Here is a 12,366-nt window from a genome sequence, read left to right on the forward strand (position 1 = left end):
CTTTTCCCATGTCCGATACCATGTCCGACCCCCAGACCTCCGGCGCGGGTGCGCAGGACCCATCCCTTCGCGAGGACGGATCGATCGAGCGCCTGACGATCGACACGATCCGCACGCTATCGATGGATGCCGTGCAGAAGGCGAATTCCGGCCACCCGGGTACGCCGATGGCGCTGGCGCCTGTCGGCTACACCTTGTGGGCGAAGTTCCTGCGCTACGACCCGGCGCACCCCGACTGGCCTAACCGCGATCGGTTCGTGCTGTCGGTCGGTCATGCCTCGATGCTGCTCTACAGCCTGATCTACCTTGCCGGGATCGAGGAGATAGATGGCGAGGGTAACAAGACGGGCCGTACGGCGCTGACGCTCGACGACCTGAAGGGTTTCCGGCAGCTGTCCTCCAGGACGCCCGGACACCCCGAATATCGCCACACCACCGGCGTCGAGACGACCACCGGCCCGCTGGGCGCGGGAGCGGGTAATTCGGTCGGCATGGCGATCGCCGAGCGATGGCTGGCCGCGCGCTACAACAAGCAGGGCTTCGCGCTGTTCGACCACGACGTCTATGCGCTGTGCGGCGACGGGGACATGATGGAGGGTGTTTCGGCCGAGGCGGCGAGCCTGGCGGGACACCTGAAACTGTCGAATCTGTGCTGGATCTACGACAGCAACCACATCTCGATCGAGGGCGGCACCGACCTCGCGTTCGACGAGGACGTGGGCAAGCGGTTCGAGGCCTATGGTTGGAACGTCATCCATGTCGACGATGCGAACGACACAGCGACCTTCACCAAAGCGATCGAGACGTTCAAGGCGACCGACGACAAGCCGACCTTCATCGTCGTCCATTCGGTGATCGGCTGGGGCAGCCCCAAGGCCGGCAGCGAGAAGGCGCATGGGGAGCCGCTCGGCGCGGACAATGTCAAGGCGACCAAGCGAGCCTATGGCTGGCCGGAAGACAAGGACTTCTACGTCCCCGAGGGCGTGGCGGAGCATTTCCAAGGCGCGCTGAAGGATCGCGGCGGCGCGTTGCGCGACGCCTGGGTGGCGATGTTCGACCGCTATCGCGACGAGCATCCCGAGTTGGCGGCCGAGCTCGACCAGATGCTCAAGGACGAGCTCCCCGAGGGCTGGGACGCCGACGTCCCCGTCTTCCCGACCGACGAAAAGGGCCTCGCCAGCCGCGATTCGGGCGGCAAGGTGCTCAACGCGCTGGCCGGCAAGGTGCCGTGGCTGATCGGCGGCTCGGCCGATCTGGCGCCGTCGACCAAGACCGACATCAAGGGTAAGGACAGTTTCGAGGCGTCGAACTATGGCGGCCAGAACTTCCATTTCGGCGTGCGCGAGCATGGCATGGGCGCGGTGGTCAACGGCATGTCGCTGTCGCACCTGCGTGCCTATGGCTCCACCTTCCTTGTCTTCGCTGACTATATGCGCCCGCCGATCCGGCTGTCGGCGATCATGGAGCTGGCGAGCATCTGGGTGTTCACGCACGATTCGATCGGCGTGGGCGAGGACGGACCGACGCACCAGCCGATCGAGCATCTCGCCTCGCTGCGCGCGATCCCCGGCCTCGACACGATCCGTCCCGGCGATGCCAACGAAGTCGCCTATGCCTGGCGCGCGGCGCTGGAGGATGCCAGCCGGCCGACCGCGCTGATCTTCTCGCGGCAGGCGCTGCCGACGCTGGACCGCGAGAAATACGCGCCGGCGGACGGCGTGCTGAAGGGTGGTTATGTGCTCGCCGATAGCGACGGCACGCCCGACGTCATCCTGCTCGCGACGGGCAGCGAGCTGTCGCTCGTGGTCCAGGCGCACGAGAAGCTGAAGGCGGAGGGCGTCAACAGCCGCGTCGTGTCGATGCCGAGCTGGTATCGCTACGAGCTGCAATCGGAGGAATATAAGGAAAGCGTGCTGCCGAAGGCGGTGAAGGCGCGTCTGGCGGTCGAGCAGGCCGGTCCGATCGGCTGGGACCGCTATGTCGGCTATGAAGGGCGCCAGATCACCATGTCGACGTTCGGCGCCTCCGCCCCCATATCCAAGCTGCAGGACAAATACGGCTTCACCGTCGACAATGTCGTCAAGGTGGCCAAGGAAATGCTGGAGACGAAGTGATGAGCACGCTCAAGGATCTCAGCCAGGCAGGCACGGCGGTATGGCTGGACTTCGTCGACCGCAAGTTCCTGGAAGCCGGCGGCCTCAAGAAGCTGGTCGATGAGGATGGCTTGACCGGCGTCACGTCCAACCCGTCGATCTTCGAAAAGGCGATGGGCCACGGCGACGCCTATGACGCGACGCTCGCCGAATTCGACAAGGCCCATCCCGGTGCCGCGACGATCGACCGCTACGAGGCGCTCGCGATCCAGGACATCAAGGCCGCGGCCGAGACGCTGAAGCCGGTTTATGATCGGCTCGATGCCAAGGACGGCTACGTCAGCCTGGAAGTGTCGCCCTATATCGCCGATGACACGGATGCGACGATCGCGGAGGCCGAGAAGCTGTGGCACGCCGTCGATCGGCCGAACCTGATGATCAAGATCCCCGGCACGCTCGCGGGCGCGCCGGCGATAAGCGCGACGATCGCCAAGGGCATCAACGTCAACGTCACCTTGCTCTTTTCGAAGGACGCCTACATCCGCGTCGCCGAGGCTTATGCCACGGGTCTCGAGGAACGCGTGCGCCAGGGTCAGCCGATCGACCGCATCGCCAGCGTCGCCAGCTTCTTCGTCAGCCGCATCGATTCGGCGATCGACAAGGAGATCGACCGGCGCATCGGCGAGAACGACCCCGAAGCGGAGGCATTGAAGGCCGTTCGCGGCAAGGTCGCGATCGCCAATGCGAAGCTCGCCTATCAGTGGTTCCTCGACTTCGAGAAGTCGGACCGCTGGCAGGCGCTCGCCGCCAAGGGCGCACAGCCGCAACGCCTGCTCTGGGCGTCGACGGGCACGAAGGACAAGGCCTATCCCGACACGCTCTACGTCGACACGCTGATCGGGCGCGATACGGTCAACACGATGCCGCCTGCCACGATGGACGCGTTCCGCGATCATGGCACGGTCGCCGAGACGCTGACCGCCGATGTCGCCGATGCACGGCACGTGCTGAACGAGGCGGAGCGGCTCGGGCTCGATCTCGGCGGTGTCACCGACCGCCTGGTCGAAGAAGGCGTCGCGTCCTTCGCCAAGGCGTTCGACGACCTGCTGGGCTCGATCGCGGCAAAGCAGCCCGCCGCCGCCTGACGCATCTTCCTTCCGCCGCGGCGCAACACATTGCCCGCGGCGGAGTTTGACGCTGCATCATCTTCCCCACGGGACATGGCAAACATGAAGATCGGTTTGGTCGGACTCGGCCGCATGGGCGGCAATATCGCGCGGCGCCTGATGAAGGCTGGGCATGAGGTGGTCGCCTTCGACCGTGCCAAGGACGCGGTCGACAAGCTCGCCGTGGATGGCGCGATCGCGGCGAACTCGCTCGACGACATGCGCGACAAACTGGACACACCGGCGATCTGGTGGGTCATGCTGCCCGCGGGTGGTCCGACCGAGGATACGATCCAGGCGATCGCCGAGGGCGCACGCGACGGCGACGTGATCATCGACGGCGGCAACAGCTTCTACAAGGACGACATCCGCCGGGCCAAGGCGCTGCGCGAAAAGGGCGTCCATTACGTCGATGTCGGTACGTCGGGCGGAGTCTGGGGGCTGGAACGCGGCTATTGCATGATGATCGGCGGCGACGCGGACACGGTGACGATGCTCGATCCGATCTTCGAAGCGCTTGCCCCCGGCTACGGCACCATTCCCCGGACCCCCGGACGGGAGGGCGACGATCCCCGCGCGGAAAAGGGCTACATCCACGCCGGTCCGGCCGGCGCCGGCCATTTCGTCAAGATGGTCCATAACGGGATCGAGTATGGCCTCATGCAGGCCTATGCCGAGGGCTTCGACATCCTGAAGGGGAAGAGCAGCGAGAAGCTGCCAGAGGACGAGCGCTTCGACCTCAACCTGACCGACATCGCCGAAGTCTGGCGGCGCGGCAGCGTCATTTCGTCCTGGCTCCTCGACCTCACCGCCATCGCGCTCGCGAAGGACGGAAAGCTGGAACAATTCAGCGGCAGCGTGGCCGATTCCGGCGAGGGTCAGTGGACGATCGATGCCGCGATGGAAGAAAAGGTCCCGGCCAACGTGCTGACCGCCTCGCTGTTCGCGCGCTATCGCAGCCGCGTCGAGCATACGTTCGGCGATCAGGTGCTGTCGGCGATGCGCTTCGGTTTCGGCGGCCATGTCGAAATCCCGCAATGATCGGCCGGCGATGAACCCGATCCGTTTGGTCATCTCCGATATCGACGGCACGCTGGTCGACAAGTCGAAGCAATTGACGGCGGCAACTGCGGATGCGGTGCTGCGGCTCGAGCATGCAAAGGTCGGCTTTTCCGTGATCAGCGCCCGCCCACGGTCGGGTATCATGCCGATCGCCGAGACGTTGGGGATCGATGCGCCGATGGCGGCCTTCAACGGCGGCATCATCTTCCGCCGCAACGGAACGGTCGAGGAGCATCACGTCGTCGACCCCGACGTGGTGCGCGGTGTGCTCGATCTGGCGAGGGAGGAAGCCGTCGATATCTGGCTGTTCGCCGACGACCGCTGGTATGCGTCGCGGGACGAGGGCGTGCACGTCGAGCACGAGCGGCTGGCCTCGAACCAGAACCCGATCGTCACCGACGATTTCTCCCCCTATCTGGACCGAACCGACAAGGTCACCTTCGTCAGCGACGATCATGCGCTGCTGAAGGGACTGGCCGAACGATGCGCGCCGCATGCGGCGCGGGCGACCATCGTGCAGAGCCAGGTCTATTATCTCGACGTCACCGCGCTCGCTGGCAACAAGGGCGATGGCGCGCGTGCGCTGGCGCGCGCGTTCGACGTGCCGCTCGACGCGGTGGTGGCGATCGGCGACCAGTTCAACGACGTCCCGATGCTCGACATCGCCGGATTTGCGATCGCCATGGGCAATGCACCCGACGCGGTGAAGGCAAAGGCCGATGACGTTACCCTCGCCAACGACGCCGATGGCGTCGCCCACGCGATCGACACCCTGATCTTCCCCCGAATTGGAGTTTCCGCATGAAAGAGTTGGTTGCGTTCGACCTCGATGGAACCCTGGCCGAAAGCAAGCAGCCGTTGCAGGAACCGATGGGGGAGGCGCTCGCCGACCTGCTCGGTGTCGCGCATGTCGCGGTGATTTCCGGCGGCGACTGGCCGCAATTCGACAAGCAGGTGGCAAGCCGCCTGCCGGCCCGCGCCGACCGTACGAAGCTGTGGCTGATGCCGACGACGGGTACAAAGCTGTATACCTATCGCGACGACACATGGTCGCCCGTATATGCCGAATTGTTCGACGATGAGACCAAGGCGAAGATCCTGAAGGCGTTCGACGAATCGCTCGAGGCGACCGGCTTCGTACCAGAGAAGACCTGGGGCGAGCGGATCGAGGATCGCGGCAGCCAGATCACCTTTTCCGCGCTTGGCCAGCAGGCGCCGATCGACGCGAAGGAACATTGGGATCCCAAGTTCGAGAAGCGCAAGGTCATCCAGGCCGATCTCAAGAAGCGGCTGCCCGGCCTGTCGATCAACATGGGCGGGGCGACGTCGATCGACATCACCCGCGAGGGCGTCGACAAGGCCTATGGGCTCAAGAAGCTGCGCGACGCGAGCGGTATCCAGCTCGACAAGATGATGTTCATCGGCGACGCGATCTTTCCGGGCGGCAACGACTATCCTGCCAAGGAGCTCGGCCTCGACACGGTCAAGGTGCGCGATCCGGAGGAGACGCTGTCGGTCATCGCCGCGATCGTCGCCTGCCAGAAGTAAGCGCGGTCGTTCGGTCGAATATCACCGCCTCGATACCGTCCCGGCTTTTGCCGGGGGGTGGGTATGACGGGTCGGCGTCGCCGGGATTTCCCCCGCAGTGAAAATCCCGGTGACGGACCCCGCGCGGCGCGATAATCGCGGGCGCCATGATCAAGCATGCTCTGCCCGTCACCCGCGCCGCCGATTTCGCCGCCTGGTACCAGTCCGTCATCACCGAGGCCGACATGGCCGAGGAGTCCGGCGTACGCGGCTGCATGGTCATCCGGCCATGGGGCTACGGCATCTGGGAGCGCATCCAGCGCCTGCTCGACGATCGCATCAAGGCGACGGGGCACGAAAATTGCTATTTCCCGCTGTTCATCCCGCTGTCCTATTTCGAGAAGGAGGCGGAGCATGTCGATGGATTCGCCAAGGAGATGGCGGTCGTCACGCATCACCGGCTGATCGGTGACGGCAAGGGCGGCCTCACGCCCGATCCCGAGGCGAAGCTGGAGGAGCCGCTGGTCGTACGCCCGACTTCGGAGACGGTGATCGGCACTGCTTTTGCCCGCTGGGTGCAGTCCTGGCGCGACCTGCCGGTGCTCATAAACCAATGGGCCAATGTCGTGCGCTGGGAAATGCGCACCCGCATGTTCCTGCGCACGGCCGAATTCCTGTGGCAGGAGGGGCATACCGCGCATGCGACGGTCGACGAGGCGCGCGGCGAGACGCTGCAGATGCTGGAGGTCTATCGCAGCTTCGCGGAAGATTGCCTGGCGATGCATGTCATCGCGGGCGAAAAGCCGGAAAACGAGCGCTTCCCGGGAGCGGTCGAGACCTGGTCGATCGAGGCGATGATGCAGGACGGCAAGGCGCTGCAGGCCGGCACCAGCCATTTCCTCGGCGACAATTTCGCGCGCGCGCAGAATATCCGTTTCCAGAATGCCGAAGGCCAGTTGGAGCATGCGCAGACGACGAGCTGGGGCGTGTCGACGCGGATGATCGGCGGCATGATCATGGTGCATGGCGACGACGACGGCATGCGCGTGCCGCCCCGCGTCGCGCCGTGGCAGATCGTCATTGTGCCGATGCTGCGCGACCAGCCGGAGGACGAAGCGCTGCTCGGCTATTGCCGCGACCTGCAGAAGGAACTGGCCGCGCTGACCGCTTTGGGTGAACCGGTGCGGGCCATGGTGGATGCGCGCGCGCAGAAGGCCGCGACCAAGCGCTGGGGCTGGGTGAAGAAGGGTGCGCCGATCGTAATCGAGGTGGGCGGTCGCGACATGGCGGGCGGCAACGTCTCGGTCATCCGCCGGGACCGGCTGTATCGTGAGGACGGCAAGCTCGATTCGGTCGTGACCCCGCGCGGCGACTTCGTCGCCGGGGCCGCGGACCTGCTGGAGGCGATCCAGGCCGAACTGCATCGGCAGTCGACCGAGGCACTGCGCGCACAGATCGTGCCGGTGGACGATTGGGCGGGCGTCGAGGCGCATTTCGCCGATGGCGTTAAGAATCCCGGCTGGGTCGACGTGCGCTGGTCGAAGCCGAGCGGCGCCGCGCTTGATGCGGTGGTCGAGCGGCTGAAGGCGCTGAAGCTGACGATCCGCAACGCGCCGGCGGGGCAGGGGGCGATCGAGGGCGTGTGCGTCTTCACCGGCGCGCCTGCGGTCGAGCGCGTGCTGCTGGCGCGGGCCTATTGAACGACGCCGCCGCGCCCACCGACCGGGGGGGGCGTGCGACGACGGGCATGACGGGGTCGGGGGCGCGCTACCCGTCGTAGCGCGCGCCGACATGCGCTTCGCCGCGCTTGGCGGCCAGCTCCACCTGGCGGTGTCGCTCGGCGGCGCGGGCCTTGGTCTCCGCGTCGCGGGTCGCATGACAGCGGGGGCAGGCGACGCCCTCCTGATACAGCGGTGACCGGCGGTCCTCTTCGCTCACCGGCATCCGGCAGCCGCGGCATAGGCCGTGCGTGCCGGCCTGCAGGCCATGGCCGACCGCGACCCGCTCGTCGAAGACGAAGCATTCGCCCAGCCAGCGGCTCTCCTCCGCAGGCGTTTCCTCGAGATATTTGAGGATGCCGCCCCTGAGGTGGAAGACGTCGTCCACCCCCTCGCTCTTGAGGAACGCCGTCGCCTTTTCGCAGCGGATGCCGCCGGTGCAGAACATCGCCACCCGCTGCCTGCCTGCGAGCAAGGCGTCGCGATGCTCGCGGAACCAACGCGGAAAATCGCGGAAACTGGTGGTGCCGGGATCGACCGCGCCGGCGAAGGTGCCGACCGCGACCTCGTAATCGTTGCGCGTGTCGATGACGAGCGTCGCGGGATCGGCGATCAGCGCGTTCCAGTCGGCAGGATCGACATAGGTGCCGGGAGCGGTGGGATCGATGTCGGGGACGCCCATCGTCACGATCTCGCGCTTCAGCCGCACCTTCGTGCGGTGGAAGGGCATCGCGTCGGCGCCCGAGAACTTGACCTCAAGCGTGGCACAGCCGGGCAGGGCACGGACGTGCGCGAGAACCGCGTCTATTCCCGCACGCGTACCGGCGATGGTGCCGTTGATCCCTTCGCGCGCGAGCAGCAGCGTGCCGCGTACGCCCTCCGCCTCGCATAGCGCCAGCAGGGGCGCGCGCAGGGCGCCGGGGTCCTCGAAGCGGGTGAAATGGTACAGAGCGGCGACGGTTAGGGTCATGACGGGGGCCGCTTTAGCCGCTCCGCACGAACAAAACGATGACGAACCGTGCCTGCACGCCTATCTCCCACAGGTGGCGAAGAAACCAAGACCCGGCCTGCCGACGCGGCAGCAGATCCTCGACTTCATCGAGTCCTCCGATGTCCCCGCCGGCAAGCGCGAGATCGCGCGCGCCTTCGGCCTGTCCGCGCAGGACAAGATCGCGCTCAAGGCGCTGCTGAAGGACATGGCGGACGAAGGGCTGATCGATTCCGCGCCCGGCCGCGCGTTCCACAAGATGGGTGGCCTGCCCAAGGTGACCGTTCTGCGGATCGCCGACATCGACGACGGCGGCAATGTCTGGGCGGTCCCGGAGCGGTGGGAGGCTGACGGTCCCGCACCGCGACTTCGGGTCCGCGAACGCAAACGTGGCGCACTGGGCGTCGGTGAGCGCGTACTGGCGCGGACCGAGGAGGCCGGCAACGGCTGGATCGCGCATCCGATGAAGACGCTTGCCCGCGCCGGCGAACAGGTGCTCGGCGTGCTGCGCGAAGAGGCCGGCCGCTTCTGGCTGACCAGCGTCGACAAGAAGGAGCGGCGCGAGTTCGCCGTTTCCGATGCGGGCGGGGCGGGACCCGGCGATCTGGTGCTGGCCGAGAAGGGTGGTCGTCCTCCGCGCATTACCGCACGGGTGGTCGAGAAACTGGGCGATCCGTTCGCGCCAAAGAGCTTCTCGCTCATCGCGATCCACAAGCACGACATTCCCGACGTCTTCGCCGCCGAGACGCTGGACGAGGCCGCGCGCATAGCGACGCAGCCGTTGGGCGACGATCGCGAGGATCTGCGCCACCTGCCGATCGTCGCGATCGATCCCGCCGATGCGCGCGACCACGACGACGCGGTCTGGGCTGCCCCGGATGACGGTCCCGGCAACGAGGGCGGGTGGAAGGCGATCGTCGCCATCGCCGACGTCAGCTTCTACGTCCGTCCGGGCGCCGCGCTCGACCGCGAGGCGCGGCGGCGTGGCAATTCGGTCTATTTTCCCGATCGCGTCGTGCCGATGTTGCCGGAGATATTGTCGGCGGACGTCTGCTCATTGAAGGAACAGGTCGATCGTGCGGCCCTGGTCTGCCACCTTCAGGTCAGCAAGGCGGGCACGCTCAAGGGCTGGCGCTTCACGCGTGCCGTGGTGCGGATTGCGGCGAACATCGCCTATGAGGAGGCGCAGGCGACGATCGACGCCGGGGACGGCGCGATGATCGACGCCCTGCGGCCTCTATGGGAATGCTGGCGCGCGCTGGCGGCCGCACGCGACAAACGCGAGCCGCTGGACCTCGATCTGCCGGAAAGGCGCGTCGTGCTCGACGAAAAGGGGCGACTGCTGTCCGTCGCGCCGCGCGAGCGGCTCGATGCGCATCGGCTGATCGAGGATTTCATGATCGCCGCCAACGTCGCCGCCGCCAAAGCATTGGAGGCGAAGAAGGCGCCCGTGATGTACCGCGTCCACGAGCCGCCCGCGCGCGAGAAGCTGGTCGCGCTTAAGGACTATCTGGAGACGTTCGGTGTTCCCTTCGCGCTCGGCCAGGTGATCCGACCCGCGACGTTCAATCACATCCTGTCGCGCATCGGCGATGCCGATTTCCGACCACAAGTGATGGAGCAGGTGCTGCGCACGCAGACGCAGGCCTATTATGCGCCCGCCAATCAGGGGCATTTCGGTCTTGCGCTTGGCTCCTACGCGCATTTCACCTCGCCCATCCGGCGCTACGCCGACCTGCTCGTCCACCGTGCGCTCGTCGGCGCCTATGCGCTCGGCCCCGGCGCTCTCACGTCGGACGAAGCCGCCGGCATGGAGCGGATCGGCGAAGCGATCAGCGGACTGGAGCGGCGGGCGATGGAGGCGGAGCGCGAGACGCTCGATCGTTATGTCGCGGCCTATCTTGCGGAACGCGTCGGAGAGACGATGCCGGCCCGGATCACCGGCGTGCAGAATTTCGGCTTCTTCGCGACCGTCGAGGGGATAGGCGGCGATGGGCTCGTTCCCGTGCGCGACCTGGGCGGCGAATATTTCCGCTATGACGAGGCGGCGCGGCAACTCGTCGGCGAAAATAGCGGGGACGTCTATGCGCTTGGCCAGCGGCTCGACCTTCGGCTGGCGGAGGCCAACCCGGTCTCCGGCGCGCTGCGGTTCGAGCTGCCGGGCGGCAAGGGCGCGGCGCCGCCGCCGCGCTACGGTGACAAGACCACCCGCCGCGACCGCGTCATCGGCAAGCGCGGGCGGCCGGGTAACATCCGTCACCAGGGGCGGCGGCGATGAGCGCGCTGCGTATCGTGCCGCCAACGGGCCCGCGCGTCCGCGCGCATTATCTGGTCCGCGGTTCGATCGCTCCCCATTTCGTCGAGGCCGGCGCCCTGTCGATGAAGGATGCAATCGCGTTCTCGCCGCCGGACCCGCGGCAGGCGAAGGAACTGGCGGCTATGGTCGCCGACGGATCGATCCGCACCTTGGGCAACGGTCGCTTCTGGTTCGACATGGACGCCTATGAGGCGGCAGCCGATGCCCGCAGGCGGCGGAATTTGCCAATTCTCATACTGGCGGCCCTGATCGTCGCAGCTGTGGCGGTGCTTTTCTACAGCGGTTGACGGGCAAACGCATCACGGCCCCGGGCGTCGCCGGGCAGGCGTTGAGGCGGCTTCCGCTCAACCTGCGGTGAAGCGCAGTCCCGCCTTCGCTTCCAGCCGGTCGCGGAGCGTTTTCCCGAGCAACGCGCCCGGCGTCCAAACGCCGCCATCACCCGGCGTCTCCACCAGACAGCGCGCGGTTTCCGCGATCATCTTGCTCGTCGAACCATAGCCGGGATCGCGATCGCCCGTCACGACCGCATCGAAGCGCGCGCCATCGGGCATCAGTCCGACGAACAGCAGGTCGTAATAGCCGGTCTCGCGCTCTTCCTTGCTCGGGCCTTCCCCTGGCTTGGGGCCGCCGCTGCCAGAGAAGGGATTGAACGTGGCGATCGCCTCCGCCGCCGCCTTCCCCATGTCGCCGAGGCCGGCCACCATCATCTCGTCGTAGACGAAGTCCGTCCCATAGGGGTGGCCGAGCAGGAAATTGGTGCGATGCACGTTCTTCGTGTTGATCACCGCCATCACGAAGGGCGCGACCCAGGTGTTCAGGGTCGCATCGAACTCGGGCAGCATGCCGGTCGGCTGATGCGGGCCGCTGAACCCCGGTGTCAGCGCGAAGGGATTGGTGAGCAGGCCGATGGTGGCGGGATCGCGCGCGGCGGCAGCAAGCGTCGCGCGCGCGCTCGCGGCGGTGCCGCCGGAGAAGGTGCCCTTCATCGCGCGCACGCGCCCCTTCACGCGCGGTGCCGGATGGCCGTATTTGGCGCGGGCGCAATCCTGCAACGTCTGTACGCCGAGGTCGAAGGGGATCGAATCGAAGCCGCAGCTGAACACGATGCGCGCGCCGGTACGCTGCGCCTCGGCATGATGCGCGTCGATCATGTGGCGCATCCAGGCGGGTTCGCCACAGAGGTCCACATAAGCGGTGCCGGTGGCCGCACAGGCGGCGACGAGCTGATTGCCATAGAGCTGGTATGGCCCGACGGTGGTGAGCACGACATGCGTCCGTTCCGCCATCGCCGTCAGTGCAGCAATGTCGTCGGACTCGGCGACGAGCAGCGGCAGGTCGGCAGGCGCGCCGATCAGGTCGCGAACCTCCTGGAGCTTGGCGAGGCTGCGCCCCGCCATCGCCCATCGCGGCGCCTCTTCCGCGACGAGATATTCCGCCACCAGTCGGCCAGTGAAGCCGGTGGCGCCGTAGACGATGATGTCGAAGTCGCGCATGC

10 protein-coding genes are annotated in these 12,366 nt (G+C 66.7%); 8 read left to right on the forward strand and 2 right to left on the reverse strand.

Annotation, left to right across the window (positions count from 1 at the left end; all coding sequences use genetic code 11):
• Nucleotides 1–20 precede the first annotated feature (20 nt).
• The 6 genes from tkt to RF701_RS14905 all read left to right on the forward strand — a co-directional run bounded on the left by tkt (nucleotide 21) and on the right by RF701_RS14905 (nucleotide 7,548).
• The gene (tkt, locus tag RF701_RS14880) at nucleotides 21–2,114 is read left to right on the forward strand and encodes a transketolase (protein ID WP_374758657.1); all 2,094 of its coding nucleotides are present in this window, start codon (nucleotides 21–23) and stop codon (nucleotides 2,112–2,114) included.
• A complete protein-coding gene (gene tal / locus RF701_RS14885; protein ID WP_308815418.1) occupies nucleotides 2,114–3,238 on the forward strand; it encodes a transaldolase in 1,125 nt (374 codons plus the stop codon). Before tkt ends, tal begins: the two co-directional genes overlap by 1 nt.
• A 30-nt stretch (nucleotides 3,239–3,268) precedes the next feature.
• Nucleotides 3,269–4,300, forward strand: a complete 1,032-nt coding sequence (gene gnd, locus RF701_RS14890; RefSeq protein ID WP_308815419.1) for a phosphogluconate dehydrogenase (NAD(+)-dependent, decarboxylating) — start codon at nucleotides 3,269–3,271, stop codon at nucleotides 4,298–4,300.
• 10 nt (nucleotides 4,301–4,310) lie between these two features.
• On the forward strand, nucleotides 4,311–5,126 hold the full coding sequence (locus RF701_RS14895) for a Cof-type HAD-IIB family hydrolase (protein WP_308815420.1): 816 nt from the start codon (nucleotides 4,311–4,313) through the stop codon (nucleotides 5,124–5,126).
• The gene (locus RF701_RS14900) at nucleotides 5,123–5,869 is read left to right on the forward strand and encodes an HAD-IIB family hydrolase (protein ID WP_308815421.1); all 747 of its coding nucleotides are present in this window, start codon (nucleotides 5,123–5,125) and stop codon (nucleotides 5,867–5,869) included. Before RF701_RS14895 ends, RF701_RS14900 begins: the two co-directional genes overlap by 4 nt.
• Before the next feature lie 146 nt (nucleotides 5,870–6,015).
• Nucleotides 6,016–7,548: an aminoacyl--tRNA ligase-related protein gene (locus RF701_RS14905; RefSeq protein ID WP_308815422.1), complete on the forward strand. Its 1,533-nt coding sequence runs from the start codon at nucleotides 6,016–6,018 to the stop codon at nucleotides 7,546–7,548.
• A gap of 67 nt (nucleotides 7,549–7,615) precedes the next feature.
• Here the strand turns inward: RF701_RS14905 and RF701_RS14910 are convergent, their stop codons facing one another.
• On the reverse strand, nucleotides 7,616–8,536 hold the full coding sequence (locus tag RF701_RS14910; protein ID WP_308815423.1) for a rhodanese-related sulfurtransferase: 921 nt from the start codon (nucleotides 8,534–8,536) through the stop codon (nucleotides 7,616–7,618).
• 73 nt (nucleotides 8,537–8,609) lie between these two features.
• Between RF701_RS14910 and RF701_RS14915 the strand changes: the two genes are divergently transcribed.
• Both RF701_RS14915 and RF701_RS14920 read left to right on the forward strand, forming a co-directional pair.
• Complete coding sequence (locus RF701_RS14915; protein WP_308815424.1) at nucleotides 8,610–10,832, forward strand: VacB/RNase II family 3'-5' exoribonuclease; 2,223 nt, start codon at nucleotides 8,610–8,612, stop codon at nucleotides 10,830–10,832.
• Nucleotides 10,829–11,158, forward strand: coding sequence for a hypothetical protein (locus RF701_RS14920; RefSeq protein WP_308815425.1), 330 nt, complete (start codon nucleotides 10,829–10,831; stop codon nucleotides 11,156–11,158). The genes RF701_RS14915 and RF701_RS14920 overlap by 4 nt, the downstream gene beginning before the upstream one ends.
• A gap of 57 nt (nucleotides 11,159–11,215) precedes the next feature.
• On the opposite strand, the gene RF701_RS14925 is transcribed toward RF701_RS14920, so the two are convergent.
• Complete coding sequence (locus RF701_RS14925) at nucleotides 11,216–12,364, reverse strand: saccharopine dehydrogenase NADP-binding domain-containing protein (RefSeq protein ID WP_308815426.1); 1,149 nt, start codon at nucleotides 12,362–12,364, stop codon at nucleotides 11,216–11,218.
• Nucleotides 12,365–12,366 lie beyond the last annotated feature (2 nt).

The organism is Sphingomonas sp. GV3, from assembly GCF_031082075.1.
GTDB classification, from domain to species: domain Bacteria; phylum Pseudomonadota; class Alphaproteobacteria; order Sphingomonadales; family Sphingomonadaceae; genus Sphingomonas; species Sphingomonas beigongshangi.

Coding starts and splice junctions, on each gene's coding strand:
- RF701_RS14905 (WP_308815422.1), top strand. CDS start 6,016: ATGATCAAGCATGCTCTGCCCGTCACCCGCGCCGCCGATTTCGCCGCC.
- tkt (WP_374758657.1), top strand. CDS start 21: ATGTCCGACCCCCAGACCTCCGGCGCGGGTGCGCAGGACCCATCCCTT.
- RF701_RS14910 (WP_308815423.1), bottom strand. CDS start 8,536: ATGACCCTAACCGTCGCCGCTCTGTACCATTTCACCCGCTTCGAGGAC.
- tal (WP_308815418.1), top strand. CDS start 2,114: ATGAGCACGCTCAAGGATCTCAGCCAGGCAGGCACGGCGGTATGGCTG.
- RF701_RS14925 (WP_308815426.1), bottom strand. CDS start 12,364: ATGCGCGACTTCGACATCATCGTCTACGGCGCCACCGGCTTCACTGGC.
- RF701_RS14920 (WP_308815425.1), top strand. CDS start 10,829: ATGAGCGCGCTGCGTATCGTGCCGCCAACGGGCCCGCGCGTCCGCGCG.
- RF701_RS14895 (WP_308815420.1), top strand. CDS start 4,311: ATGAACCCGATCCGTTTGGTCATCTCCGATATCGACGGCACGCTGGTC.
- RF701_RS14900 (WP_308815421.1), top strand. CDS start 5,123: ATGAAAGAGTTGGTTGCGTTCGACCTCGATGGAACCCTGGCCGAAAGC.